Genomic DNA, 24,826 nt, shown 5'->3' with positions numbered 1-24,826 from the left:
CCGGGTGGTGGGCGGGCCGTGAACCGTGGCTGTGGGCCCGCTGTCGGCCGGGCGCCCGCCGCGATCAGTAACCTGGGGCGATGCTCAAGGAAGTCACCGCCACCCGTTACATCACGCCCCTGCGTGAGGGGGGCTCGCTGCCGGGACTCGTCGAGGCCGACGACTTCGGGACGTACGTCATGAAGTTCACCGGTGCCGGTCAGGGCCGCAAGACACTGGTCGCCGAGGTGGTCTGCGGCGAACTCGCCCGGCGCCTCGGGTTCCGGATGCCCCGCCTGGTCACCGTCGAGCTGGATCCGGTGCTCGGGCTCGGCGAGCCCGAACAGCAGGTGCAGGACCTGCTCCGGGGCAGCGGCGGCACCAATCTCGGCATGGACTTCCTGTCCGGTGCCCTCGGCTACGACCCGCTCGCCTTCGAGGTGAGCGCGGAGGAGGCGGGCCGGATCGTCTGGTTCGACGCGCTGATCAACAACGTCGACCGGTCCTGGCGCAATCCCAACCTCCTGGTGCACCGGGAGGAACTGTGGCTCATCGACCACGGCGCCACGATGATCTGGCACCACAACTGGCCCTCCGCCGAGGCCTCCGCGGCCCGTCCCTACGACGCCGCCGACCACGCCCTCGCCCGTTTCGCCCCGGACGTCACCGCCGCGGCGGCCGAACTGGCACCCAGGGTCACCCAGGACCTGCTGGACGAGGTCACCGCCGAGATCCCCGAGGCGTGGCTCGCCGGGGAGCCCGGCTTCGACACCCCGGACGAGCTGCGCCGGGCCTACGCGCGGCCGCTGCTCGCGCGGGCCGCCGTCATCGCCGGACGCATCACCGGCATCGGCTTGGAGGAGGGCAAGTGAGCGAGCGTCACATCCACATGGCCGGCCATGTGACCGAGCGGCACATCACCCGGGCGGGTCAGGGCGGCGACCGGGACGTGTTCGAGTACGCGCTGCTGCGGGTCGTTCCGCGCGTGGAGCGCGGCGAGTGCATCAACGCGGGCGTCGTCGTGTACTCCCGCGCCCGGGCCTACGTGGGGGCTCGAACCCATCTGGACGAGGCCCGGCTGCTGGCCCTGGACCCGCGGGCGGACCTGACCGGGATCCGGGCCGCGCTCGACGCCGTGGAGAAGGTGTGCGCGGGCGGGGACGGCGCCGGCCAGGCGGCCGGTGACGACGCCGGACGGCGCTTCCGGTGGCTGATCGCGCCGCGTTCCACCGTCGTCCAGCCCGGGCCCGTGCACACCGGTCTGACCACCGACCCGGCCGCCGAGACGGAACGGTTGCTGGACCTCCTGGTGAGGTAATGGATCACACCGGCCGGGTGTGCCGTTGACACCGGGTGCCAGGGCTTCTAGCGTCACGGGTGCTGAAGGTACTAAGCGGTCGCTCACCGCATGAGGGGCCTCCGACGGGGGCCCCGACAGGTTCTCTCAAGGGCGAGGAGAAGCAGCAATGTCCACCACTGAACAGCGGGTCGCGGTAGTCACCGGCGCGGCGCGCGGCATCGGCGCCGCCACCGCCGTACGGCTGGCCGCCGAGGGTCGCGCGGTCGCCGTGATCGACCTCGACGAAGCCGCCTGCAAGGACACCGTCGAGAAGATCACCGCGGCCGGCGGCAAGGCCGTCGCGATCGGCGCCGACGTCTCCGACGAAGCCCAGGTCGAGGCGGCCGTCGCCCGGATCGTCGAGGAGCTGGGCGCCCCGACGATCCTCGTCAACAACGCGGGCGTGCTGCGCGACAACCTGCTGTTCAAGATGAGCGTCTCCGACTGGGACACCGTCCTGAACGTGCACCTGCGCGGCTCCTTCCTGATGACCAAGGCCGTCCAGAGGCACATGGTCGACGCCGGCTTCGGCCGGGTCGTCAACCTCTCCTCCTCCTCGGCGCTCGGCAACCGCGGCCAGGCCAACTACTCCGCCGCCAAGGCCGGTCTGCAGGGCTTCACCAAGACCCTCGCCATCGAGCTGGGCAAGTTCGGCATCACCGCCAACGCCGTGGCCCCCGGCTTCATCGCCACCGAGATGACCAAGGCCACCGCCGACCGCGTCGGCATGGGCTTCGACGACTTCAAGGCCGCCGCCGCCACCCAGATCCCGGTGCAGCGCGTGGGCGAGCCCGAGGACATCGCCAACGCCATCGCCTTCTTCACCGGCGAGGCGGCCGGCTTCGTCTCGGGCCAGGTGCTGTACGTCGCCGGCGGACCGCTCGACTAGGGACCTTGGGGAATCACCGACATGACTGAACTTCCGGAGCTGTCCGGCCGGGTCGCCCTCGTGACGGGCGCCAGCCGCGGTATCGGCTACGGCGTGGCCGAGGCGCTGGTCGCCCGCGGCGACCGCGTCTGCATCACCGGCCGCACCGAGGACGCCCTCAAGGAGGCCGTCGACCGGCTCGGCGCCGAGCGTGTCATCGGCGTCGCCGGTAAGGCCCACGACCTCGACCACCAGACCGAGGCCGTCGAGCGCACCATGGAGGCCTTCGGCCGCCTCGACTTCCTGGTCAACAACGCCGGTACCAACCCGGTGTTCGGCCCGATCGCGGACCTCGACCTGAACGTCGCCCGCAAGGTCTTCGAGACCAACGTGATCTCCGCGCTCGGCTTCGCCCAGAAGACCTGGCACGCCTGGCAGAAGGACAACGGCGGCGCGATCGTCAACATCGCGTCGATCGCCGGCCTCGCGCCCTCGCCGTTCATCGGCGCCTACGGTGTCAGCAAGGCCGCGATGATCAACCTGACCCAGCAGCTGGCGCACGAGTTCGCGCCGAAGGTGCGGGTCAACGCCATCGCCCCGGCGGTCGTCAAGACCAAGTTCGCGCAGGCCCTGTACGAGGGCCGCGAGGAGGAGGCGGCCGCCTCCTACCCGCTCGCCCGGCTCGGCGTGCCCTCCGACATCGGCGGCGCGGCGGCGTTCCTCACCTCGGAGCAGTCCGACTGGATCACCGGCCAGACGCTCGTGGTCGACGGCGGCCTCTTCCTCAACGCCGGCGTCTGACCGTCCGACTGCCGGACGTCCGTATCGGGCGCCGTTTCCCCGCGGAACGGCGCCCGAAACGCCTCTGGGGATACATCCAGCGGCATGACAACGTAGTCATCGTTCAATCGATCAAGAACGCCTGCTTCGGAGGAGGTTCAGGGGCCCGGACGCTGCGGTATGGTCTGCCGACCCTTGGTATGGCAGATCGAGGAGCGTGCGCGTGTTCAACCGGAACCGATTCCTGCGGAGAGTCGCGGCGATCGCGTCCATATCCCTGGTGACCGGCTGCAGTCTGCTGTCCGACAGCGACCCCGAGAGCGAGGGGCCGATCGTCGTGGGCACCACCAGCGCGCCCAGCACGCTGGACCCGGCCGGAGCGTGGGACGGCTCCTGGGAGCTGTACCGCAACATCTTCCAGACGCTCCTCGCCTACCCCAGCGGCGCCACCTCCCCGCAGCCCGACGCCGCCGAGAGTTGCGCCTTCACCGACAACAGCAGCCGCACCTACCGCTGCAAGCTGCGCTCGGGGATGAAGTTCGCCGACGGCGACCCGCTGAACGCGGAGGCCGTCCAGCACTCCATCGACCGCATCCGCACCATCAACGCCCCCGGCGGGCCCGCGGGGCTGCTCGGCAGCCTGGACCGCGTCCAGACCTCCGGCGACCGCGAGGTGATCTTCCACCTCAACCAGCCGGACGCCACCTTCCCGTTCGTCCTGGCCACCCCCGCCATGTCGATCGTCGACCCGGACGACTACCCCGCCAACTCCCTGCGCAAGGACACCAAGGTCTACGGATCCGGACCGTACAAGCTCCAGTCGTACGAGGACGGCAAGCAGGCCGTCCTGGTCGGCAACGGCAACTACCGGGGCTTCGCCGACCGGCAGAACGACGCGGTGACCATCCGCTACTTCCAGGACTCGTCCACCATGGTCAAGGCGCTGCGCGACAAGCAGATCGACGTCACCTACCGCGGTCTCGCCGCCGACGACATCATCGCGCTGCAGCAGCACGACACCGCCGATCTGCAACTGGTCGACGGCGCCGGCACCGACATCAGCTACCTGGTGTTCAACCCCAAGGACCCCTGGGCCAAGCAGCCCGCGGTGCGCAAGGCCGTCGCCCAGGTCGTCGACCGCGGCGCGATCTCGCACAAGGTCTACCGCGACACCGTCGACCCGCTGTACTCGATGGTGCCCAAGGGCCTCACCGGGCACGCCACCAGCTTCTTCGACGACTACGGCGACCCGAGCGTCCCCAAGGCGCGCAAGATGCTCACCGACGCGGGCATCACCCGCCCCGTCCCGCTCACCCTCTGGTACACCACGGACCGCTACGGCTCCGAGACGGCACTGATGTTCAAGGAGATCAAGCGGCAGCTGGAGGCCTCGGGCCTGTTCACCGTCACCCTCAAGAGCCGCCCCTGGAAGACCTATGTGGTCGGCTACCAGAAGGGCGAGTACCCGGTGTTCGGCCGCGGCTGGTTCCCGGACTTCCCGGACGCCGACAACTTCATCGCCCCGTTCGTCGGTGCGAAGAACGCGCTCGGCACGCCCTACCCGGCCAAGGAGATCACCGACCGGCTGCTGCCCCACTCGCGCGCGGAGAGCGACCGTGCCCAGACCGTCAAGGACATGGAGCAGGCCCAGCAGGTCCTGGTCGACGACGCCCGGCTGATCCCGCTGTGGCAGGGCCGGCAGTACGTGGCGGCCAGCGACGACGTCTCCGGCGGCGAGCAGGCCCTCGACCCGTCGACGATCATGATGATGTGGATGCTGCACCGCAAGACCAGTTGGTGAACGGCCCTCACGGCAGCCGTTGTCAGTGGTCGCCTGTAGGTTCTGGAGCAGTGACCGCAGGCCGTAGTTGATCGACATCGTGAGGACGTTGACGTGACCGACATCGCCATGCTGCCCGAGTCCTGGCGCGGGGTTCTGGGCGACGAGCTGGAGCAGCCCTACTTCAAGGAGCTGACCGAGTTCGTCGAGGAGGAGCGGGCGAACGGCCCTGTCTACCCGCCGCGCGAGGAGGTCTTCGCCGCGCTGGACGCCACGCCGTACGAGCAGGTCAAGGTCCTCGTCCTGGGGCAGGACCCCTACCACGGCGAGGGCCAGGGCCACGGCCTGTGCTTCTCGGTCCGCCCGGGGGTGAAGACCCCGCCCTCCCTGCGGAACATCTACAAGGAGATGCAGGAGGAGCTGGGCCTGCCCGTCCCGGACAACGGCTACCTGATGCCGTGGGCACAGCAGGGCGTCCTGCTGCTCAACGCGGTCCTCACGGTCCGGGCCGGCGAGGCCAACTCGCACAAGGGCAAGGGCTGGGAGAAGTTCACGGACGCGGTGATCCGTGCGGTGGTCTCCCGCCCGGACCCGGCGGTCTTCGTCCTGTGGGGCAACTACGCGCAGAAGAAGCTCCCGCTGATCGACGAGACCGGGCACATCGTGGTCAAGGGCGCCCACCCGTCGCCGCTGTCGGCGAAGAAGTTCTTCGGCTCGCGCCCCTTCACCCAGATCAACGAGGCCATCGCCCGGCAGGGCCACCAGCCCATCGACTGGACCATCCCGAACCTGGGCTGACGGCCACCGGTCCCGGCGCGACGGCGCCGCCTGACCGGATATGCCCACGGCGCCGGTTAGCGTCGGCAGTGGACCATTGCCGACGTCCCGGAGGGACACCGTGGCGGAGCGACAGGAGCAGGCGGCAGCGGACGCCGTGCTGACACGGATCGGGCAGGTCGTGATGCTCCACCACGGTGGCGACCGCGAGGAGGCCCGCAGCCGCTTCCTGGACCTGTGGGCCGAGATCGGCGAGGACGGCGCCCCCCTGCACCGATGCACCCTCGCCCACTACCTCGCCGACACCCAGGACGACCCCGCGGACGAACTGGCCTGGGACCTCAGGGCGTTGTCGGCGGCGGAGGAGCTGGCGGACGGTCGCGGCGGCGATCCGCCGGGTGTGCGGGGGTTCCTCCCCTCCCTGCACCTGAATCTGGCCGCCGACTACGTCAAGCTCGGCCGTGCGGAGGCCGCCCGCAGCCATCTGCGCCGGGCCCGGACCGCCGCGGGCGCACTGGCCGACGACGGCTACGGCAGCGGCGTCCGGGCCGCGATCGGCCGGCTGGAACTGCGGCTGGGTGAGGACGGCGCGGCGGGCGGGGACCTGTGGGGGCCGCCCCGGCAGCGGCCGAGCTAGGACCGGCGGACCGGGGTCCTGCGGGTCCGCGCATCCCCTCAGTGCCCGTAGGCCCGCTCGCAGATGACCGATTCGGGGCTGTCGCCGCGCCAGCCGCCGTACCGCTCGCCGAGAGCGCACACGTCCGGTGCCTTCGGGACGGGCTGTGAGACGTCCGGGACATCGGCACCCGTGTTCCGCCGGCGCTCCGGCTGCCGCCGCTCGGGCTCGGGCGCCGGCGGGGCGGGCGCCCGGTGCGCGACCGGCGGCGCCGCGGAACGCGGGGCCCGAGGTGCGGAGTGCGCGGGGTGCCGGGAGGGACCGACCATCTCCAACGCCTCCTGCGCCGGTGCCTGCACCACCCGGGGCTCCGCGCCGCGCTCCGGCCGGGCCGCCGTCGGCCGCGCCGGCGCCGTGTCCGGTGGCGGTCCCGGTGCCGCCTGACGCTCGACCGTCATACAGCCGGAGAGGGCCGAGACGGCCACGCTGACGAGGAGCGCTGCGGTGGTGGTCGATCGATGCACCCGCGCCACTTTGGTGGTTCGGGTGCCGGCTCGGCAGCAGGGAGCGGACGTCGGGCCCCCGCACGGGTGATCTCGTGCCCCGTACGAATGTCTTCGGAGGACCGAGGGTGACGTCCGGCGCCGCCGGGGCGCCTCTCCCCGCAGGTCTCAGCGCCCCAGCATGCCCGCCAGCAGTTCCCGCAGGCCCGTGCGGATCGCCTTCTCGTCCGGCACCTCCGTGCCGAAGGACCCGGCCGCGCACGAGAACATCAGCCCGTCGGCCCAGGCCACCAGGGACAGCACATGCCGGGCCGGGTCGGGCGAGCCGACGGCCGTGAGCATCGCGGCGAGCTGCTCCTTGAAGACGGCACCGGTCCGGTCGTAGAAGGCGCGCAGTTCGGGCCGGCGGGTGGCTTCCAGGGCCAGTTCGTAGCGGGCGATCAGCAGGTCGCGGTCGCGGGTCAGGGAGCGGTGGACGGCGAGCGCGAGCCCCCGAGCCAGCGCGTCCAGCCCGCCGCCCGGCTCCGGCATCTCCTGGATCGCGAGCACCCGGGCCTCCCGCTCGGCGTGCCGCCGCACGGCGAGTTCGAGCAGCGCCTGCCGGGTCCGCGCCACGTTCGACGTCGAACCGAGCGGCAGCCCCGCCGCCTCGTCCACCGCCCGGTGGGTCAGCCCGCGCATACCGCGCTCGGCCAGCAGGGCGAGGGCGGTGTCGGCGACGAAGTCGGCGCGGGAGGCCCCGGAGGTCCCGGAGGAGCCCGGGGTGCTGGGCGTGCCGGGCGTGCTGGGTGTGCTCACGGACATGGGGACGACCCTACCCACTTGACTACGGCTGTAGTATCGTCAGCCCGTACTACAGATGTAGTCCACGGAGTAGGGGGAGAGCCATGGCACAGCCGAAGCGCGCGATCGTCATCGGCGGCGGGATCGGGGGTCTGACCGCGGCCGCGGCCCTGCACCGGCGCGGCCTCGACGTCACCGTCCTGGAGCGGGCCCCTTCCCTTCAGCCCGTCGGCGCGGCCATCTCGCTCGCCCCCAACGCCCTGCGCGCCCTGGACGTCCTCGGCATCGGCGACGAGATCCGCGACCTCGCCGCCTGGCAGGGCGACGGGGGACTGCGCACCCCGCGCGGACGCTGGCTGTCCCGCTCCAGCGCCGAGGCCGCCGAAGCCCGGTTCGGCGGCCCGCTGGTCCTGCTGCCCCGCGCCACCCTCGTCGACCGGCTCGCCGCCCTGCTCCCGCCCGGCACCGTGCGCACCGGGGCCACCGCCACCCTCGCCGACCCGGGCGACCGCACCCGGCCCGCCCGGGTGACCACGGGCACGGCGGAGCTGGAGGCCGACCTGGTGGTGGGCGCGGACGGCGTCAACTCCCGTGTCCGCGGCACCCTGTTCCCCGAGCACCCCGGCGCCGTGTACGCCGGGTTCACCACCTGGCGCGTCCTGATCACGGTGCCCGGCGTGGAGTTCGCCTCGCACGAGACCTGGGGCCGCGGCCACATCTGGGGCACCCACCCGCTGCAGGACGGCCGGGTCTACGCCTACGCCGCCGCCACGGCCCCGGCGGGGGAGAAGGCCCCGGACGACGAACGGGCCGAACTCCTGCGCCGGTACGGCGACTGGCACCAGCCCATCCCCTCCGTCCTCGCCGCCGCCCGCCCCGAGGACGTGCTCCGGCACGACGTCCACCACATCGCCCGGCCCCTGCCCGCCCACCACCGCGGCCGGGTCGCCCTCCTCGGCGACGCGGCCCACGCCATGCCGCCGACCCTCGGGCAGGGCGGCAACCAGGCCATCGAGGACGCCGTGGTCCTCGCCCACCACGCCGCCGACCTGCCCGCCTACACCACCGCCCGGCTGCCCCGAACGACCGCGATCGCCCGCCGGGCGGTCCGGGTGGCCCGCCTCGACATGGCGGGCAACCGCGCCGTCGTCGCCGTACGCGACACCGCGATCGCCGCCCTGTCCAAGGCCGGACCGACGCTGGTCCTGCGCGGCTTCGACGGCATCGCCGACTGGCGGCCCCCGTATGCTGCCGATCGGACGCACACAGGCGAGCGGGACAGGGAGCACACGTGAAGGTCGGCTGCATCGGACTCGGGGACATCGCGCAGAAGGCGTACCTGCCGGTGCTGGGCACGCAGCCGGGAATCGACCTGCACCTGCAGACCCGCACGCCCGCGACCCTGCACCGGGTCGCCGACACCCTGCACCTGCCCGCGGAACAGCGCCACACGAGCCTGGACTCGCTCCTCGCCGCCGGCCTCGACGCGGCCTTCGTGCACGCGCCCACCGCCGTCCACCCGGAGATCGTCACCCGGCTGCTGGAGGCGGGCGTGCCCACGTACGTGGACAAGCCCCTCGCCTACGAACTCGCCGAGTCCGAGCGGCTGGTGGCCCTGGCCGAGCGGCGCGGAGTCGCTCTGGCCGTCGGCTTCAACCGGCGCTACGCCCCGGGATACGCGCAGTGCGCGGACCACCCGCGCGAGCTGATCCTCATGCAGAAGAACCGGATCGGGCTGCCCGAGGAAGCCCGCTCGGTGATCCTCGACGACTTCATCCACGTCGTCGACACCCTGCGGTTCCTGGTGCCCGGACCGGTCGACGACGTCACCGTGCGCGCCCGCGTCGAGGACGGGCTGCTGCACCACCTCGTCCTCCAGCTCGGCGGGGACGGCTTCACCGCGCTCGGCGTGATGAACCGGCTCAGCGGCTCGGCCGAGGAGATCCTCGAGGTCTCCGGGCAGGACACCAAGCGTCAGGTGCTCAACCTCGCCGAGGTGATCGACCACAAGGGCCAGCCGACTGTCCGCCGCCGCGGCGATTGGGTGCCCGTGGCCCGTCAGCGCGGCATCGAGCAGGCGGTCCTCGCCTTCCTCGACGCCGTCCGCGCGGGGAAGGTCCTCAGCGCCCGGGACGCGCTGGCGACTCATGAACTGTGCGAGCGCGTGGTACGAGCGGTTCAGGACCGTTCCGGCGCAGCCTGAGCGCCCGCACTCCCTCCGCCCCGCACAGCGCGGCCAGCACCAGCAGCGCCCCGTGCACCGGCCAGTCGCCGTAGCGGACGTACGGCGTGACGCCGTGCGCGAGCGGAACGTCGTACACGCGCGCGGTGCTGGCGTCCGTGCCGAGCCACGGGCCGAGGCGCTGCCCGCCCGGCCCGTACACGGCCGAGACACCGGTGAGCGTGGCGTGCACCATCGGGCGGCCGGTCTCCGCCGCGCGCAGCGCCGCCAGCGAGGCGTGCTGCTCCGGAGCCCAACTGTGCTGGAACGAGGACGTGGAGGTCTGCCCGAGGAGGAGGTCCGCGCCGTCCTCGGTGAGATGCCGGCTCATGTCCGGGAACGCCGTCTCGAAGCACACCAGCGGACCGATCCGCAGCCCGTGCCCGACGTTCATCACGACCTGCTCGCTGCCGCGCCTGCGGTCCTCGCCCGCCGCCTTGCCGACCGACGTGGCCCAGCCCAGCAGCGAGCGGGCCGGTATGTACTCACCGAACGGCACCAGTCGCATCTTGTCGTACCGCTGGCCGTCCGGGCCGTCCGGGCCGACCAGCACCGAACTCTTGTAGATCCCGGGCCGGTCGGAACGGCGGGCGTCCACGTTCACCAGCACGTCCGCGCCGGTGTCGCGGGACAGCGCCGCGATCCGCCGGGCCAGGTCGGGCCGGTCCCCCAGGTCGAAGCCCACGCTGGACTCGCCCCACACGACGAGGTCGACGTCCTGGCCGGCGAGCCGCCGGGTCAGCTGCTCCTCGCGGTCGAAGCGCTTGTCGCCGCTGTCCTGCCCGTCCACGACGCCCGGCTGGACGACGGCGATCCGCACCCGCCCGTCCACGTCCGGGTGCGGTGCCCACGCCCACGCCGCCGAGGTCGCGGCGGCCGTGGCGACCAGGGAGGCCACGGCCGGCACCCGCGACTCGCGCACGGACACCAGGACGGCCAGGGCCACGTTGACCGCCACGACCAGGAAACTGAGCAGCCACACCCCGCCGACCGAGGCCAGCCGCAGCGCCGGGCCCACCTGCCACTGGCTGGAGCCCAGCATGCCCCACGGCCCGCCGAGCCCCTGCCAGGACCGCACCAGCTCCACCGCCAGCCAGGCCGACGGCAGTACCAGCAGCGCGGCGGCGCCCCGGCCCGGTGACGGATCGCCGCCCAGGAAGCGGCGGATCAGCATGCCCCAGGGAGCCCAGAGCGCGCCCAGCAGGACGGCTATGAGGAAGATGAACACGTGCAGGCTCGGCAGCAGCCAGTGGTGCACCGCTACCAGGAAGCCGAAGCCGCCCGACCACCCGTCGTACGCCGCCCGCCGTGCCGTCGGCGCCGAGCGGGCCAGCAGGATCCAGGGGACCAGTGCCACGTACGCGAACCACCACAGGGAGGGGGCCGGGAACGCGAGCACGGGCAGGGCACCCGCGAGGGCGGCGGCACCGGAGCGCCGCCAGGGGGAGGTGAGCCAGTGGCCGATCGTCCTCATAAGGACCCTCTTTACCCAGCACTGGCTCCAGTGTGCGCGTCGCGTCGGATCTCCGACAGTGCGTCGTCGCGGGGGAACGGGGCGTGGCGAGGTGCGCGACGGGCGGATGCGGCGCCGGGTTGCCGGTACCGCGCCCGCCGGGTGCTCAGTCCCGCAGGTCCGCGGGGCTGCGTTCGGGCAGGCGGCGCCACTTCTCGTGGACGACGACCTCACTGAGCCGCCAGCCCTCCCGGGTGCGCAGGAGCCCGAAGTCGTAACGCCCGCCGCACACCAGGTCGGGCGCGGCGGGGCCGCCGTCGGACGTGAACCGCATCGGGTTGAGGTAGTCGGCGCGTACCCGGGCGGTGTCTCCGGTGTCGTGGTCCAGGAGACCGAACCGCACCCGGCGGTTCACGATCAGGTGCTGGCGCATGTCGAACAGGGCCAGGCTCTCGGCCAGCCATCCGGCGACCTGTGCCGCGTCGCCCTCGATGCCGCCGGCCGAGCGGTAGTCGGCCCGCCCTTCCGCGGTGAACAGCCGGCGGTACGCCGTCCAGTCGCCGTCGTCGACCGCCCCCGCGTACTCGGTGATCAACTCGTCCACGGTCAGCCGGTCCAATACGGTGGCGAGCTCAGCGCGCTGCGTCATCGGCACAGTTTTGGGCATGGGAGGCGTGGAGCCAAGAGGGACGCCCGAGATCGGGTGCCGCGTGGTGCGACCGGAACGCGAACCCGCCGGTACGCACGAACACACCGTCGAGAGCGAACCGCACTTCCGACGCGTCCCCGGGGTCCAGGGCCTACTCCACCTCGATGCCGTAGTCCGCGACGAGCTCCTCCAGGCCGCCGGTGTAGCCCTTGCCGCCGAGGACGAAGTCCCAGTCGCCGCTGGATCTGCGCCGGAAGGAGCCGAGTACCAAAGCGGTCTCGCCCGGCCGGCCGTCGGAGACCTCCAGTCTGCCCAGTTCGGTCATCGCGGGGTCGAGGAGCCGGATGCGCGCGTCCGTGAAGCCGGAGAGGTCGGCGTCCGGGTTGACCTCCGGATCGACGGCGGCGACGAGGACGAACCGGTCGGCCCCACTCGGCAAAGCGTCGAAGGAGACACAGATCGCGGCCTTGTCGGGCGCGTTCGCGGGCAGGGCGCGGACGGTCCCGTCCGGTGTCCGCGGATTGTTGAAGAAGACGAAGTGGTCGTCGCTCAGGACGCGGTTGCCGCGGCAGACCAGCGCGCACACGTCCAGGGCGACACCGCCCGTCCACGACATGCCCAGGACGTTGTAGTCGTCGGGCAGCCGGGAACCCGCCACCGGAGCCGCGGGCTGCGTTCCGCTACGGCGGGCACCCTCGCCCAGCCGGCCGCGGAGTCCGTGACGGTGCAGCAGGTCGACGAGTTCGGTTCCCGGGATCAGTTCCAGCGGCTTGCCGTTGGCGAAGGTGTGGGAGCCGGGGCCGAACCCCGAGGTCGTCACGAGCACGCCCTTGTTGGCGCCGGCGTCCTGGACCGTGCCGTACAGGTCGCGCACGGCGGTGGGCGGCACCGTGTTGCGGTAGCGCTTCACCTGGACGACGATCTTGCCGCCCCGGATCGGTGCCGGGTCCAGGGCGTCGACGTCCACCCCGCCGTCATTCGAGCGCTGGGTGGTGACCGCCTGCATGCCCATGGCCCGGAAGAGATCGGCGACGAGGTTCTCGAAGGCGATCGGATCCATCTCGTACAGGTCGGGGTCCTCGTCGCCGCCGTGCGTGACGACACGGTTGCCGACCTCCTGCGGCCGGCGACTCGGCCGCACCGGCGCGAGTTGGTCGGGCCGGGCCGAGAGCTGCCCGCGCAGTCCGTCGGCCAGGCAGCTGCAGGCGTCCACCTGTGCCAGGTGCAGATCGCGGAACGCCGAGCGCGCGGCCATGACGGTCGCGAGGTAGATGTGACCCGGCCGGCCCGTCGTGGGGTCGTGCCCGTCCACGAATCCGTTCAGGGACACGGACTCGAGCGCGCCCAGCTCGTCGGCGGCGAAGAGTTCGTGCGGGACGAGCAGCATGCACTGCGCCAGCACCTCACGGTAGAGGGCTCTGCGTTGACCCACGGGCCGGGGCGTCTCCTTCTCCTGGTCCAGGCTGGGCATGTACCGGACGGACTTGGCCTCGGGGACGACGTCGTAGGCGGGCAGTTCCCAGTCGAGCACCAGCTGTCCGGCCGCCGGGTCGTAGGCCGCCGTCACCTGGCGCGGGAAGCCCTCCGGCCACGCGGTGGACGCGTAGAGAGCGGCGGAGAAGTACTCGACCACCGCCTCGGGATCGCGGCGCCGGACCCCCTCGGTCAGCTCCACGACGCCGGCGTTGTGCCGCCGCACCTCGGCCAGCTGGGTGTCGGCCCACTGCTGGTACTCCCGCTGGTACGACGCCAGTTGCCGCTGCCGCTGGGCCTCCGCCGCCTGGGCGGCGTGCCAGTCCCGCTCGAACCGCGCGCGGGCCTCCGCCTGCGCCTGGGCGCGGCGGCCCGCGGTCCACCCGGTCTGCGTCTGGTAATGATCGAAGTCGGGCATCGGCACGGGCCGCGCCAGCGGACCGGGAGCGAACGGCCGGACCTCCTCGGGGCGCATGAGGGAGGCGGCCCGGAAGGCCGGCGCCCGGCAGCCCGAGGCGAGCAGACCTTGCAGCGAGGTGACCCGCGCGTCCAGCTCCTCGGTGCGGCGCAGCGCCTCCGCCTGCCGGTACTCGCGGTGACTCTGGACCGCCCGCCGCTGATGGGCACGTGCCTGCTGTGCTTCCTGTCTGCGCCGTCGGGCTTCCGCCTCCGACTGCCTCTGCTGCTGCCGCTGCATCTCGGCCCAGACCCCGACCAAGCCACTGGAGCGTCGACTCATGTCCCGCAGGCCCTCCCCAAGGCGCTCTGGTTGTCCCCACAACCAGGTGTGACGGCACGACTCTAGTCAGCGAGGGCCGTCTCGCACATCCACTCGGCACGAGCGGGGTGCGCCATCCGCTTCCGTGGGCTCGACCACGGCGGCGGCGCGAGCGCGATCGGTGGCGCCGGGCGGCGGGCACGACGCGTCGGCGCCGGTGCGGCCCCCTGCCGGACGGTTACGCGGCTCAGGCCGCCTCGATGACGCGGGTGCGGATCGCTTCGGCCCATTTGACCACCAGCAGTTCGTACTCCGCGCGCTCCTGCGCCGACAGGGTGCCGCCCGCACGCAGCCACAGCGCCCGGATCTGCTCGTTCAGCTCGGCAGCGGAGCGCACGGAACCAGAGGGCATGGAATCGGGGGACATGCGGACAAGCCTAGGGGCAAGCACTGACACTGCGCTACCGCATGGCTACACAGAAGGTATGCGGTTGGTCACCGCCGGCGCCCTCACGCCCACCGTCAGTCGACCCGGACCAGAACGCACATGCCCTGCTGGGCGGCCGTCCGGAAGAACGCGCTCGTGAGGGTGAAGTACCGGCTCAGGTAGGCGCGTACGTCGCCCCGGAAGCCGTCGAACCCGCAGGCCGCGGCCGCCGCGGAGGGGTCCGCCGGCAGGGTGGCGAGGACATCGTCCAGGGCGAACTCGTCGAGGGCGCGGGAGATGTCCGAAACGGCGGCCGGTGCCAGGAGCCGCGGCGGGCCGTCGTACCCGTCGTAGACCTCGGGATGGTCGAGGAACTCCACGTCCCCGCCGGGGTCGCCGCTGGTCACCCTGTCGAGCAGCCGGTCCGCCGCGCTGTCCCCGAGCCGGTCGCGGCAGTACCACTTGAGTCCCCACGGTGCCCAGTCCGCGTCCAGGGTGTCGTGCGCCGGCGGGTCCCAACCCGGCTTCGCCTCCGCCGAGTCGAGCGCCGAGGCGCGGCAGCGCTCCAGACAGGCGGGGGTGACGCGGGCGAACTGCTGGGTGAGGGCCATGCGTCCGGAGCGTAGCCCGCGGGGTCCGGCGTCAGCTCGCCGATTCCGCCGCGTGCGGGCTCAGCACGTCCGCCGAGACCAGGGCGATGATGACGACGCCGAGGGCGATGCGGTACCAGACGAACGGCATGAAGCTCTTGTTGGAGATCCACTTCATGAACCACGCGATGACCGCGTATCCCGAGGCGAACGCGATCACCGTCGCGAACAGCGTCGGGCCCCACGCCACATGACCCTCGCTCACCGAGTCCTTCACCTCGAAGGCACCCGAGGCGAGCACCGCCGGGATGGCCAGCAGGAAGGAGTAACGGGCCGCCGCCTCGCGCCGGTAGCCCATGAACAGGCCGCCGCTGATGGTCGCGCCGGAGCGGGAGACGCCCGGGATGAGGGCGCAGGCCTGGCACAGGCCGAACACCAGGCCGTCCTTGACGCTCAGGTTCTCCAGGGACTTGCGCTGTTTGGGCGCCCGGTGCCGGCCGCCCGTCTCGTCGCGGGCCGCCAGCCGGTCGGCTATGCCGATGACGACACCGACGACGATGAGCATGGTGGCGGTGATCCGCAGGTCCCGGAACGGCCCCTCGATCTGGTCCTTCAGCGTCAGACCCAGCACACCGATCGGAATCGAGCCGACGATCACCAGCCAGCCCATCTGGGCGTCGTGGTCGTGGCGCATGGCCTTGTCGAACAGCGAGCGGAACCAGGCGGAGACGATACGGCCGATGTCCTTGCGGAAGTAGATCAGGACCGCGGTCTCCGTACCGATCTGCGTGATCGCCGTGAAGGCCGCACCGGGGTCCTCCCAGCCCGAGAACGCCGCGGTCAGTCGCAGGTGGGCGCTGGAGGAGACGGGCAGGAACTCGGTCAGCCCCTGGACGAGTCCGAGGACGAGGGATTCAAACCAAGACATGGAGGTACGGCGTCCAAGTGCTGAGGGGAGAAGGGCCGGAGCGAGACGTGCTGATCATGTGACGAAGGCAGCGTAGCGGGCCCGGGTGACGGCACGGCAACAGGGGTTGGACGGCAGTTCGATCGGCTCGACGGGTTCCGGCGGGGCGTGTGTCAGGCCGCGGTCGGTCCCGAGACCGTCCATCCCGGCGCCTGGGGGTGGGCCGTCAGGTCCTCGTGCCGTACCGGGTCGCCACAGGCCCGGCAGGTGACCACCGGCACCAGTTCGTTGCCGCAGGCGTGCTCGACGACCATGGGCAGGTCGGTGCCCTGGCGGAGGTGGCGGTCGCCCCACTCCTTCAGGGTCATCAGGACCGGCTCCAGCTCCAGGCCCGCCGGCGTCGGCCGGTACTCGAAGCGCTGGGGGCGCTCGCTGTAGACCTTCTTGGTCAGGATTCCGGCGTCCACGAGCCGGCGCAGCCGTGTGGCCAGGACGTCACGGGGGGCGCCGATGTTGCGCACGAGCTGGTCGAAGCGGCCGTTGCCCAGGCACACCTCCCGCAGGACGAGCAGGGAGTACTTCTCGCCGACCAGCGCGAGGGCGTCGGCGATCGAGCAGGGGCGCGGGTCCTTCGTGGCGGCCATGAGCCCAGTCTAGGGGCCGGCGCCTAGAGGGTTTGATTTTCCAACTCACGGCGCTATGGTGAGTTCGGATTTCTTACTCACTAGTAGCTGCCGCTCCACCTCTACCTCTCGGGTACCGGGCGGCCAAGGAGGCCCGCACCATGCGCGACGCAGTCATCGTCGAAGCCGTACGCACACCCATCGGCAAGGGCAAGCCGAACGGCTCCCTCGCCCACGTCCACCCCGTCCAGCTCCTCGCGCACACCCTGCGCACCCTGGTCGAGCGCTCCGGCGTCGACCCCGGGCTGATCGACGACGTCATCGGCGGCACCGTCGACCAGGTCGGCGAGCAGGCCATGAACACCACCCGGTACGCCGTTCTCGCGGCCGGCTTCCCCGAGACCGTCCCGGCGACCACCGTCGACCGCCAGTGCGGCTCGTCCCAGCAGGCCGTGCACTTCGCCGCGCAGGGCGTCATCTCCGGCGCCTACGACCTCGTGGTCGCGTGCGGTGTGGAGTCGATGAGCCGGGTGCCGATGTGGTCGAACGTGCCCGCCGGCAAGGACCCGTTCGGCCCCGGAGTCGCCGAGCGCTACCCCGAGGGCCTGGTCCCCCAGGGCATCAGCGCCGAGCTGATCTCCGCCAAGTGGTCGCTCACCCGCGCGCGCATGGACGAGTTCGCCGTCGCCTCGCACCACAAGGCCGCCGCCGCGTGGGAGGCGGGGCTCTTCGACGCCGAGGTGGCACCGCTGGACGGCGTGTCCCGCGACGAGTGCGTACGGCCCGGCAGCACCCCGGAGATCCTCTCCGGGCTCAAGCCCGCCTACTACGACCCCGGCTTCGCCGAGCGCTTCCCGCAGATCGAGTGGAACGTCACCGCGGGCAACGCGAGCCCCATCAACGACGGTGCCTCCGCCGTCCTCATCACGTCGAGCGAGACCGCGGCCCGCCTGGGGCTGCGCCCGCTGGCCCGTCTGCACAGCTTCGCCGTGACCGGTTCCGATCCGCTGCTGATGCTGACGGGTGTCATCCCGGCGACGGAGAAGGTGCTGCGCCGGGCCGGGCTGGACCTCGGCGACATCGACCTCTTCGAGGTCAACGAGGCGTTCTCCAGCGTGGTCCTGGCCTGGCAGCAGGAGACCGGCGCCGACCTCGCCAAGATCAACGTGCACGGCGGCGCCATCGCACTCGGCCACCCGCTGGGCGCCAGCGGCACCCGTCTGACGACCACGCTGGTCCACGCGATGCACGAACGCGGTGCCCGTTACGCCCTCCAGACCATGTGCGAGGCGGGCGGCCTGGCCAACGCGATGATCCTTGAGGGAGTCTGAGCGCTCCCCGTCCGACCCGCCCCCCGGGGCACATCCGCCCACATCCGCCAACGGCCCACCCCGGCACCGACGACCGAGCCCAGCCGCGCGGCCACCGACCGCTGGTGCGTCCCGCGCCGGCGGCAGGGCCGTACACGGGCTCCGGCCGGTCGGTGCGGGGGACGGCCGGTTGTCGGCGGCCGGTCCGAGGCGGCCTGGCCGCGCCGTGCCCGTCTGCTCGCCGTCCGAACGGCCGCCGGGCGGTTCCGCGGCCGTTGGTCCGTCCGGCGGCGGTGAGACGCGTCGCTGCGTGGTGTCCCGGCTGCTTTCCGGCCGGCCGATCCGGCGGTCGGGGCCGTTGCAGGCGGCCGGCCCAGCCGCCGTCCGCTCGACGGCCGCCGGTGCGTCCCGCCCGGGCCGCAGGGCCGATCACCGGCTCCGGCCGGTCGGTGCGGGGGACGGCCGGTTGTCGGCGGCCGGTCCGAGGCGGCCTGGCCGGGCCGAGCCCGGCTGCTGGCTCGCCTAAAGGCCGCCGGAACTGGTGCGTCCTGCGCCGGCCGCAGGGCCGTACACCGGCTCCGGCCGGTCGGGGGCGGGGGTGGCGGGCTGATCGGGCGGGCCGGTGGTGGCCGGGTTGGTCAGTGGCCGCGCAGTTGGTGGCGTTTGCGCCAGGCCACCGCCGTGCCGACCAGCGCGGGTACGGCGATGCACGCCATCGCGATCAGGAAGGCGGGGGAGGTGGGGGACGAGGCGCGGGCCCCGGCGACCGCGTAGGCGGCCGTGTTCGGGATCGAGCCGAGTGCCGTGGCCAGCAAGAAGGACAGCCAGCCCATGCGCGACACGGAGGCGCAGTAGTTCGCCACCCAGAACGGCACCCCCGGGAACAGCCGCGCCACCATCATGGAGCGGAACCCGTGCCGGCTGAGCTGCCCGTCGGCCGCCTTCAGCCAGCGGCCCCGCAGCAGCGGGCGCAGCGCGTCCTGCCCGAGGACACGGCCCAGCCCGAAGGCCACCCCGGCCCCGAGCACCGTGCCCGCCAGCGCCGTCGTCAGTCCCACCTGTGAGCCGAACAGGGCACCCGCCGCCAGGTTCAGCAGGGGGCGCGGCACGAACGCCACGGTGCACAGGCCGTACGCCGCCCCGAACACGACGGCCGCGGCGGCCCCGCCGAGCTGCGGCGGCCAGCCCTGCGTCAGCAGCCGTTGCGGCTCGAACAGCAGCACGCACGCGGCGGCGGCAGCGAGCAGGACGCAGAGCAGGGAGAGCCGGGCGTAGGGGGACAGCAGCACGCGAGTGCAGCGTGCGGCCGGTCCCGCGGGACGCGGCGGCGGCGGCACGGGGACGGTGAGCTCCGTGGCGGCGACCCGGGGAGAGGCCGTGGCGGTGCCAGAGCGGTTGGCATCGAGCATCCGGTGACATTAACCGACGAGCGTGTCTGATCGCCGTATGGTTCGTCTCATGACCGTCACGGGCGCGGCCCCGCCGGACGTACCGCGCAGCGCCCTCGCCGACACGGTCCTGGACCGCCTGACCACCGCGTACGCGGCCGCGGCCGATCCCGGGCGGGCGGCCGCCATGGGGGCGTACATGAAGGACGTCACACCTTTCCTGGGCATCCCCACCCCGGCCCGCCGCGCCCTGTCGCGCACCGTGCTGGCCGGTACCGCGCGCCCCGACGAGGCCGACTGCACGGCGGTCGCCCTGCGCTGCTGGGCGCTGCCCGAGCGCGAATACCACTACTTCGCCGTCGACTTCCTGCGGCGGCACGCGGCCCGCTGCTCCCCGGGCTTCCTGCCGGTGACCCGGTACCTCGTCACGACCGTCCCCTGGTGGGACACCGTCGACCTGCTCGCCGCGCACGTCGTCGGCGCGCTGGTCGCCGCCGCCCCGGAACTCACCGCCGCCATGGACGTCTGGATCACCGACGACGACCTGTGGGTGGCCCGCACGGCGCTCCTCCACCAGCTCCGCTACAAGGAACGCACCGACGCCGACCGGCTGTTCGTCTACTGCCTGCGCCAGTCGGGCCACCCCGACTTCTTCATCCGCAAGGCGATCGGCTGGGCGCTGCGCGAGTACGCCAAGACCGACCCCGGCGCCGTACGGGACTTCCTGGCGCGGGAGCGCGGCCGGTTCGCCCCGCTGACCGTGCGGGAGGCGCTGAAGAACGTCGGCGCCTGACCCGGCCGCGGCCCCTTCCCGCACCGCGCCGACCGGCGGCTCCCGGCCCCACTCACCGTCAAAAACCATTCGACGCCGGGCAGACCGTCGGCGATGATCGGCCTCATGTTCCGGTACGCCTTCCTCCTCGCAGCATCCGCCGTCGCGGATGCGCCGAAGGCTGCCGTCCCGTTCCTCGCGGCCGCTGTCGACGGCGCCCGAAGCTGACCCTCTCCGGATCGACCGGCGGACCCCGCAGGGGGAGGGTCGGCCACTCACCGGGGTCCCGCGTTCCCGTACGACCGGAGAGGCTCCGAGGTACAGCCATGTCCAAAACGGCCTACGTGCGCACCAAGCCGCACCTGAACATCGGCACCATGGGTCACGTCGACCACGGCAAGACCACCCTGACCGCCGCCATCACCAAGGTCCTGGCCGAGCGCGGCACCGGCACGTTCGTGCCGTTCGACCGCATCGACCGGGCCCCCGAGGAGGCCGCCCGCGGCATCACCATCAACATCGCGCACGTCGAGTACGAGACCGACACCCGGCACTACGCCCACGTCGACATGCCGGGCCACGCGGACTACGTCAAGAACATGGTCACCGGCGCCGCGCAGCTCGACGGGGCCGTCCTCGTCGTCTCCGCGCTCGACGGGATCATGCCGCAGACCGCCGAGCACGTGCTGCTCGCCCGGCAGGTGGGCGTCGACCACATCGTGGTCGCGCTGAACAAGGCCGACGGGGCGGGGGACGAGGAGCTCGTCGACCTGGTCGAGCTGGAGGTCCGCGACCTGCTCACCGCGCAGGGGTACCCGGGCGACTCCGTACCCGTCGTCCGTGTCTCCGGTCTTAAGGCGCTGGAGGGCGACCCGCGTTGGACGGCGTCCATCGAGGCGCTGCTCGACGCGGTGGACACCTACGTGCCGATGCCGGAACGCTACGTGGACGCCCCGTTCCTGCTGCCGGTGGAGAACGTGCTCACCATCACCGGCCGGGGCACGGTCGTCACGGGCGCCGTGGAGCGCGGCAGACTCCGCGTCGGGGACCGGGTGTCGGTGCTCGGCGCGGACGTCGAGACCGTGGTCACCGGTCTGGAGACGTTCGGCAAGCCGATGGACGAGGCGCAGGCCGGGGACAACGTGGCCGTGCTGCTGCGCGGGGTGCCCCGGGACGCCGTCCGTCGCGGGCACGTGGTGGCGGCGCCGGGCAGCGTGGTGCCGGCGCGGCGGTTCTCGGCCCAGGTGTACCTGCTGTCGGGGCGCGAGGGCGGCCGCACGACACCGGTCGCCACCGGGTACCGGCCGCAGTTCTACATCCGTACCGCGGACGTGGTGGGGGACGTGGACCTCGGCGCGGCCGCCGTCGCCCGGCCGGGGGAGACGGTGCGGATGACGGTGGAGCTGGGCCGGGAGGTCCCCCTGGAGCCCGGCCTCGGGTTCGCCGTCCGCGAGGGCGGGCGGACCGTCGGAGCGGGGACCGTCACCGCCGTGGAGTGAGGGCGGCGAGCGTGGAGGACCGCGCGGGCGCGAGGACCGCCCGCGTGGTCCTCCGCGCTCCCGCGCCGGCGCGGTCACCGACAATGAAAGGGTGAACGCATCGATACCCGTGACCCGGGTCACCGACCACGGCACCGCCAAGCTGATGCCGGACGTCGACCGTGCGCGGGCCTGGCTGCTCACGGTCGACGGGGCACCGCAGTCGTACGTGGATCTCGACGACCCCGCGTACCTGGAGTTCGAGTACACACGGCGGCTCGGATACGTCCTGGACGCCGTGGCCGAAGAGGGGCGGCCGCTGCACGTCGTCCACCTCGGGGGAGGGGGGCTGACGCTGCCGCGCTACGTGGCCGCCACCCGGCCCGGCTCCCGGCAGGAGGTGATCGAGGCCGACGGCGCCCTGCTGGAACTGGTCGCCGAGTACCTGCCCCTGCCGCCGGACTCGGGTGTCACGCCGCACGCGGCCGACGCCCGGGCCTGGCTGGAGGCGGCCCCCGACGACCACGCCGACGTGCTGATCGCCGACGTCTTCGGCGGGTCACGGGTACCGGCCCACCTCACCACGCTCGCCTACGCCCGCGAGGCCGAGCGCGTGCTGCGCCCCGACGGGGTCTACCTGGCCAACCTCGCGGACGCGGCGCCGTTCGGCTTCCTGCGGTCCCAGCTGGCCGCGTTCGCCACGGTCTTCGAGGAACTCGCGCTCATCGCCGAGCCGGGGGTGCTGCGCGGGCGACGGTTCGGCAACGCCGTGCTCGTCGCCGCGCACCGGCCGCCCGCCGTCGCGGTGCTGGCCCGCCGGGCCGCCGCCGACGCCTTTCCCGCACGGGTCGAACACGGAGCGGCGGTGAGGGAGTTCATCGGGTCGGCCCGGCCGGTCGACGACGCGGACGCCGTGCCGTCACCCGAGCCCCCCGACGGGGCTTTCGGCATCGGCTGACGCCTGCGGGGCGGCTGCGGGGCGGCTGCGGTGGATCAGCCGATACGGATCAGGACGGGTGCGGGTGCCGGCGCGGTGATCGCGGGCGTGCCGGGAGCCTGGGCATCGCCCGTGTTCGGTGCCTCGCCCCCACCGGCGACTCCGCCTGCGTGCGGTCCGGCGGTTGCGGGTGATCCCGCCGTGCCCGGGTCCGGCGCGAGTCCGTCGGCCCACAGCTGGTCGACACGGGAGCGCTCGGTGACGTTCGGGTAGCGATTGGTGCAGGACGGGCCGGCGGTGCCCCCCGACATCAGCTCGCTGCACGGCCCGCCGTAGTGGTCCGGCAGACCCAACACGTGTCCGGTCTCGTGAGCGACGACGCGGACCGAGTCGTACTGCTGGTTCTGGGTGTAGTCGAGGAACACGTAGCCACTTCCGTGGTTGTTGGAGGAGCTGTAGGACCCGCGCGGGTCGTTGCCCTCGCGGTAGGAGAAGTCGGCACCACCGCTCGCCGCCTCCTGCAGCTTGACGTGGGACTCGGAGCTGTTCCAGATCGAGGCCGCGCTCGCTATCTGGGCACGGAAGCTCGGTGCCTGCGAGGCGTCGTAGTAGACGGTCACCGCCTGCGCATTCGGCTGGGCGGCACGTTTCTCGGCAACGGACTTCTGCACGGCCTCGAAGAACGCCTTGTTGTTCGCGGCCTCCTCGGCCGACCCGGAGTACCGCGCCACGGAGGTACCGGTGGCAGCGGACGCGGTGTCGGCCGGCACGGCGCCGGCCGGTACCGCCGCGCCCAGCGCGCTGGTGGCCAGACCCAGAGCGAGGGCGAGGAGCCTCGCGGACGTTCGGGACGACTTCATGTGGGGGGCTCCTACTCACTCGGTGACGCCGAACGCCCGGTGCCCGGTCGGCTGCGTGTGCACACCGGTTCCGAACTGCGGCGACGTCCTGTGGGGCGTCATTCTTGGAGCGGCTCGACAAGAGCGCAAAGGGTCCTCGCCACTACGTCGCCTCGTAGGTCCCCGGACCCCGTCAGGGCAGGCACGGGTCTCCGGTCCGTGCACGGCGGGGCGGACGGGAAGGGCTGTCGCGGCGTCAGAAGCCTTACGTCACCGGGCGACGGGGCGTGCGGCCCGACCGGGGGAGTCCCAGAACGTGCGGCGGGATCCCCATCCGGGCCAAGGCGGACAAATCCCTAGATGTCTTCCATGGTGTGTCTACTAAGGGACCCGAGTTGTCGGCGGAACTCTGTGGTGGACGTCACAGAAAGGGAGCTTTCGCTTCTTTCGGATCACTTGACCCGGCACCCGTGGGCCGCCGTGACCGTGGCGGCCCACGGGTCCGGAGGGGTCACTCGTTCGTGGGCATGCCGTGCAGCCGGACCGTGGCGAGGACCTTGAGGACGCTCGCCTTGGGGACCTCGCCCTTGGCGCCCTTGGCGCCGTAGAAGTTGAACGACACGTAGTTGTGCGCGGCGTTCTTGAAGCCGAAGGTGAGCGCCTTGCCGTCGGTCACGCACTTGCCCTTGCGCGGGGTGTGGGTCGACTGGGCCCACGCGTAACTGCCCTTGACGCCCGAGGTGGTGGTGAAGGGGGTGGCCTTCTTGTCCCAGGAGATGCTCTTCTTGTCCGGCATCGTGTAACCGCCGTAGACCCACCAGGGCGGGGTGTTGATCGCGATCTCGTCCGTGTTCTTCGCGGTGTTGGCGCCCTTCGTGCCCACCACCGCCAGCGGGGTGTCGCTGGTGCGGCCGTCCTTGTCGTCGTCCGAGGTGCACCACTTGGGCTTGTACTCGGCGCTGGCCGACACGGTGATGCCCTTCTGCTTCGGGTCGTCGAACTCGAAGCCGATGGAGAGGCCGGGCTGGTTCACCTGCCAGTCCGCGGGCACGTCGAAGGCGATGCCCCACTTGGTGTTCACGACGACCTTCCAGCCCGGGATGGTCGGCTTCTCGGCCTCGCCGCCGCGCGGGTTGTCCTCGGAGGCCGAGGCGGAAGGGTCGGTCGCCGGGGTGCTGGGTGCGTGGGTCTTCTTCTGCCCGCCGCCCTTGCCGCCGTCCGCCTCGTCGTCCTTCGAACCGCCCAGCACCAGATAACCGGTGACGGCGGCGGTGACCACGACCGCCGTGGCCGCGACGATGGCGATCAGCTTGGTGCGGCCGCCACCGCCGCCCTGCGGGGGTGCGGGGACGGGCGCCGTGGGGGGCTGCCCCCACTGCTGCTGGCCGTACGGGCCGGCCTGCTGCTGGCCGTACGGGCCCGCCTGCGGATACTGCTGAGGTCCGGGCTGCTGGTACGGATTCTGCTGCTGGTAACCCGGCTGCTGGTACGGGTTCTGCTGCGGGTTCTGCGCGCCCCCTGGCGGCTGCTGATCTGGCCACATGGCCAGTAACACTAGTGCCGTCGTGTACGGGGCGGATCAACCGGTCCTCGTCAAGGTGCCCGGCGGTGGCGTG

At 72.4% G+C, this 24,826-nt stretch carries 25 protein-coding genes; 13 read left to right on the top strand and 12 right to left on the bottom strand.

Annotated features, from left to right (window positions below; all coding sequences use genetic code 11):
* The first annotated feature begins 80 nt into the window (after positions 1-80).
* The 7 genes from N8I86_RS07405 (at position 81) to N8I86_RS07375 (ending at position 6,160) form a co-directional block, all read left to right on the top strand.
* Positions 81-851 carry a HipA family kinase gene (locus N8I86_RS07405; RefSeq protein WP_073895191.1) on the top strand — a complete coding sequence of 257 codons (771 nt, stop codon included), beginning with the start codon at positions 81-83 and terminating at the stop codon, positions 849-851.
* A gap of 17 nt (positions 852-868) precedes the next feature.
* Positions 869-1,297: a DUF3037 domain-containing protein gene (locus N8I86_RS07400; protein WP_073895393.1), complete on the top strand. Its 429-nt coding sequence runs from the start codon at positions 869-871 to the stop codon at positions 1,295-1,297.
* Positions 1,298-1,445: 148 nt separating this feature from the next.
* Positions 1,446-2,207 carry a 3-oxoacyl-ACP reductase FabG gene (gene fabG, locus N8I86_RS07395; RefSeq protein ID WP_073895188.1) on the top strand — a complete coding sequence of 254 codons (762 nt, stop codon included), beginning with the start codon at positions 1,446-1,448 and terminating at the stop codon, positions 2,205-2,207.
* 21 nt (positions 2,208-2,228) lie between these two features.
* Positions 2,229-2,987, top strand: coding sequence for an SDR family oxidoreductase (locus tag N8I86_RS07390; RefSeq protein WP_073895186.1), 759 nt, complete (start codon positions 2,229-2,231; stop codon positions 2,985-2,987).
* Positions 2,988-3,189: 202 nt separating this feature from the next.
* Complete coding sequence (locus tag N8I86_RS07385; RefSeq protein ID WP_073895184.1) at positions 3,190-4,767, top strand: ABC transporter substrate-binding protein; 1,578 nt, start codon at positions 3,190-3,192, stop codon at positions 4,765-4,767.
* Positions 4,768-4,860: 93 nt separating this feature from the next.
* The gene (locus N8I86_RS07380) at positions 4,861-5,544 is read left to right on the top strand and encodes a uracil-DNA glycosylase (RefSeq protein WP_263277437.1); all 684 of its coding nucleotides are present in this window, start codon (positions 4,861-4,863) and stop codon (positions 5,542-5,544) included.
* A 100-nt stretch (positions 5,545-5,644) separates the two neighbouring features.
* Positions 5,645-6,160: a tetratricopeptide repeat protein gene (locus tag N8I86_RS07375; protein WP_073895180.1), complete on the top strand. Its 516-nt coding sequence runs from the start codon at positions 5,645-5,647 to the stop codon at positions 6,158-6,160.
* Positions 6,161-6,198: 38 nt separating this feature from the next.
* Here N8I86_RS07375 and N8I86_RS07370 read toward each other — a convergent pair whose 3' ends face one another.
* A complete protein-coding gene (locus N8I86_RS07370) occupies positions 6,199-6,663 on the bottom strand; it encodes a hypothetical protein (RefSeq protein ID WP_317633597.1) in 465 nt (154 codons plus the stop codon).
* Between the two features lie 147 nt (positions 6,664-6,810).
* Positions 6,811-7,446 carry a TetR/AcrR family transcriptional regulator gene (locus N8I86_RS07365; protein WP_073895176.1) on the bottom strand — a complete coding sequence of 212 codons (636 nt, stop codon included), beginning with the start codon at positions 7,444-7,446 and terminating at the stop codon, positions 6,811-6,813.
* An 83-nt stretch (positions 7,447-7,529) separates the two neighbouring features.
* Here N8I86_RS07365 and N8I86_RS07360 point away from each other — a divergent pair, with 83 nt between their 5' ends.
* The gene (locus tag N8I86_RS07360) at positions 7,530-8,720 is read left to right on the top strand and encodes an FAD-dependent monooxygenase (protein WP_263277435.1); all 1,191 of its coding nucleotides are present in this window, start codon (positions 7,530-7,532) and stop codon (positions 8,718-8,720) included.
* Positions 8,717-9,628 carry a Gfo/Idh/MocA family protein gene (locus N8I86_RS07355; protein WP_123438615.1) on the top strand — a complete coding sequence of 304 codons (912 nt, stop codon included), beginning with the start codon at positions 8,717-8,719 and terminating at the stop codon, positions 9,626-9,628. The genes N8I86_RS07360 and N8I86_RS07355 overlap by 4 nt, the downstream gene beginning before the upstream one ends.
* Here N8I86_RS07355 and lnt read toward each other — a convergent pair.
* From lnt to N8I86_RS07320, 7 genes are all read right to left on the bottom strand, one after another.
* A complete protein-coding gene (gene lnt / locus N8I86_RS07350; protein ID WP_263277434.1) occupies positions 9,546-11,120 on the bottom strand; it encodes an apolipoprotein N-acyltransferase in 1,575 nt (524 codons plus the stop codon). The two genes, N8I86_RS07355 and lnt, sit on opposite strands and share 83 nt — an antisense overlap.
* Before the next feature lie 145 nt (positions 11,121-11,265).
* Entirely contained in the window at positions 11,266-11,748 is a 483-nt protein-coding gene (locus tag N8I86_RS07345; RefSeq protein WP_073895168.1) for a nuclear transport factor 2 family protein, read from the bottom strand.
* Positions 11,749-11,899: 151 nt separating this feature from the next.
* A complete protein-coding gene (locus N8I86_RS07340) occupies positions 11,900-13,960 on the bottom strand; it encodes a restriction endonuclease (protein ID WP_263277433.1) in 2,061 nt (686 codons plus the stop codon).
* Positions 13,961-14,186: 226 nt separating this feature from the next.
* Positions 14,187-14,366, bottom strand: coding sequence for a hypothetical protein (locus tag N8I86_RS07335; protein WP_073895166.1), 180 nt, complete (start codon positions 14,364-14,366; stop codon positions 14,187-14,189).
* Positions 14,367-14,461: 95 nt separating this feature from the next.
* Positions 14,462-14,977 carry a YfbM family protein gene (locus tag N8I86_RS07330; RefSeq protein ID WP_263277432.1) on the bottom strand — a complete coding sequence of 172 codons (516 nt, stop codon included), beginning with the start codon at positions 14,975-14,977 and terminating at the stop codon, positions 14,462-14,464.
* A 31-nt stretch (positions 14,978-15,008) separates the two neighbouring features.
* A complete protein-coding gene (locus N8I86_RS07325; protein ID WP_073895162.1) occupies positions 15,009-15,884 on the bottom strand; it encodes an undecaprenyl-diphosphate phosphatase in 876 nt (291 codons plus the stop codon).
* A 152-nt stretch (positions 15,885-16,036) separates the two neighbouring features.
* Positions 16,037-16,507, bottom strand: coding sequence for a winged helix-turn-helix transcriptional regulator (locus N8I86_RS07320; protein ID WP_073895160.1), 471 nt, complete (start codon positions 16,505-16,507; stop codon positions 16,037-16,039).
* A gap of 140 nt (positions 16,508-16,647) precedes the next feature.
* On the opposite strand from N8I86_RS07320, the gene N8I86_RS07315 reads away from it, so the two are divergent.
* Positions 16,648-17,817 carry a thiolase family protein gene (locus tag N8I86_RS07315; RefSeq protein WP_123438619.1) on the top strand — a complete coding sequence of 390 codons (1,170 nt, stop codon included), beginning with the start codon at positions 16,648-16,650 and terminating at the stop codon, positions 17,815-17,817.
* Between the two features lie 617 nt (positions 17,818-18,434).
* Here the strand turns inward: N8I86_RS07315 and N8I86_RS07310 are convergent.
* Positions 18,435-19,205 (bottom strand): TVP38/TMEM64 family protein, encoded by a 771-nt coding sequence (locus N8I86_RS07310; RefSeq protein WP_263277431.1) that lies wholly within the window; start codon positions 19,203-19,205, stop codon positions 18,435-18,437.
* Between the two features lie 49 nt (positions 19,206-19,254).
* Between N8I86_RS07310 and N8I86_RS07305 the strand changes: the two genes are divergently transcribed.
* From N8I86_RS07305 to N8I86_RS07295, 3 genes are all read left to right on the top strand, one after another.
* Positions 19,255-19,977, top strand: a complete 723-nt coding sequence (locus N8I86_RS07305; protein WP_263277430.1) for a DNA alkylation repair protein — start codon at positions 19,255-19,257, stop codon at positions 19,975-19,977.
* A 305-nt stretch (positions 19,978-20,282) separates the two neighbouring features.
* Entirely contained in the window at positions 20,283-21,455 is a 1,173-nt protein-coding gene (gene tuf / locus N8I86_RS07300; protein ID WP_073895152.1) for an elongation factor Tu, read from the top strand.
* Between the two features lie 91 nt (positions 21,456-21,546).
* On the top strand, positions 21,547-22,392 hold the full coding sequence (locus N8I86_RS07295) for a spermidine synthase (protein ID WP_073895150.1): 846 nt from the start codon (positions 21,547-21,549) through the stop codon (positions 22,390-22,392).
* A 35-nt stretch (positions 22,393-22,427) separates the two neighbouring features.
* Here N8I86_RS07295 and snpA read toward each other — a convergent pair whose 3' ends face one another.
* Positions 22,428-23,231 (bottom strand): snapalysin, encoded by an 804-nt coding sequence (gene snpA / locus N8I86_RS07290; RefSeq protein WP_317633596.1) that lies wholly within the window; start codon positions 23,229-23,231, stop codon positions 22,428-22,430.
* Between the two features lie 490 nt (positions 23,232-23,721).
* A complete protein-coding gene (locus tag N8I86_RS07285) occupies positions 23,722-24,753 on the bottom strand; it encodes a hypothetical protein (protein ID WP_073895148.1) in 1,032 nt (343 codons plus the stop codon).
* Positions 24,754-24,826: the final 73 nt, after the last annotated feature.

It is taken from the genome of Streptomyces albidicamelliae, from assembly GCF_025642175.1.
GTDB classification, from domain to species: Bacteria; Actinomycetota; Actinomycetes; order Streptomycetales; family Streptomycetaceae; genus Streptomyces; species Streptomyces albidocamelliae.
The sequence above is the reverse complement of the archived record's forward strand: the minus strand, read 5'-3'. Positions and strand labels throughout refer to the sequence as shown.

Bases quoted from the DNA above. Each gene is read 5' to 3' on its own strand.
- tuf (WP_073895152.1), top strand. From the start codon at position 20,283: ATGTCCAAAACGGCCTACGTGCGCACCAAGCCGCACCTGAACATCGGC.
- N8I86_RS07325 (WP_073895162.1), bottom strand. From the start codon at position 15,884: ATGTCTTGGTTTGAATCCCTCGTCCTCGGACTCGTCCAGGGGCTGACC.
- N8I86_RS07310 (WP_263277431.1), bottom strand. From the start codon at position 19,205: ATGCTCGATGCCAACCGCTCTGGCACCGCCACGGCCTCTCCCCGGGTC.
- N8I86_RS07330 (WP_263277432.1), bottom strand. From the start codon at position 14,977: ATGGCCCTCACCCAGCAGTTCGCCCGCGTCACCCCCGCCTGTCTGGAG.
- fabG (WP_073895188.1), top strand. From the start codon at position 1,446: ATGTCCACCACTGAACAGCGGGTCGCGGTAGTCACCGGCGCGGCGCGC.
- N8I86_RS07320 (WP_073895160.1), bottom strand. From the start codon at position 16,507: ATGGCCGCCACGAAGGACCCGCGCCCCTGCTCGATCGCCGACGCCCTC.
- N8I86_RS07335 (WP_073895166.1), bottom strand. From the start codon at position 14,366: ATGTCCCCCGATTCCATGCCCTCTGGTTCCGTGCGCTCCGCTGCCGAG.
- N8I86_RS07315 (WP_123438619.1), top strand. From the start codon at position 16,648: ATGCGCGACGCAGTCATCGTCGAAGCCGTACGCACACCCATCGGCAAG.
- lnt (WP_263277434.1), bottom strand. From the start codon at position 11,120: ATGAGGACGATCGGCCACTGGCTCACCTCCCCCTGGCGGCGCTCCGGT.
- N8I86_RS07365 (WP_073895176.1), bottom strand. From the start codon at position 7,446: ATGTCCGTGAGCACACCCAGCACGCCCGGCACGCCCAGCACCCCGGGC.
- N8I86_RS07305 (WP_263277430.1), top strand. From the start codon at position 19,255: ATGACCGTCACGGGCGCGGCCCCGCCGGACGTACCGCGCAGCGCCCTC.
- N8I86_RS07390 (WP_073895186.1), top strand. From the start codon at position 2,229: ATGACTGAACTTCCGGAGCTGTCCGGCCGGGTCGCCCTCGTGACGGGC.
- snpA (WP_317633596.1), bottom strand. From the start codon at position 23,231: ATGAAGTCGTCCCGAACGTCCGCGAGGCTCCTCGCCCTCGCTCTGGGT.
- N8I86_RS07360 (WP_263277435.1), top strand. From the start codon at position 7,530: ATGGCACAGCCGAAGCGCGCGATCGTCATCGGCGGCGGGATCGGGGGT.
- N8I86_RS07400 (WP_073895393.1), top strand. From the start codon at position 869: ATGGCCGGCCATGTGACCGAGCGGCACATCACCCGGGCGGGTCAGGGC.
- N8I86_RS07345 (WP_073895168.1), bottom strand. From the start codon at position 11,748: ATGACGCAGCGCGCTGAGCTCGCCACCGTATTGGACCGGCTGACCGTG.
- N8I86_RS07340 (WP_263277433.1), bottom strand. From the start codon at position 13,960: ATGAGTCGACGCTCCAGTGGCTTGGTCGGGGTCTGGGCCGAGATGCAG.
- N8I86_RS07285 (WP_073895148.1), bottom strand. From the start codon at position 24,753: ATGTGGCCAGATCAGCAGCCGCCAGGGGGCGCGCAGAACCCGCAGCAG.
- N8I86_RS07405 (WP_073895191.1), top strand. From the start codon at position 81: ATGCTCAAGGAAGTCACCGCCACCCGTTACATCACGCCCCTGCGTGAG.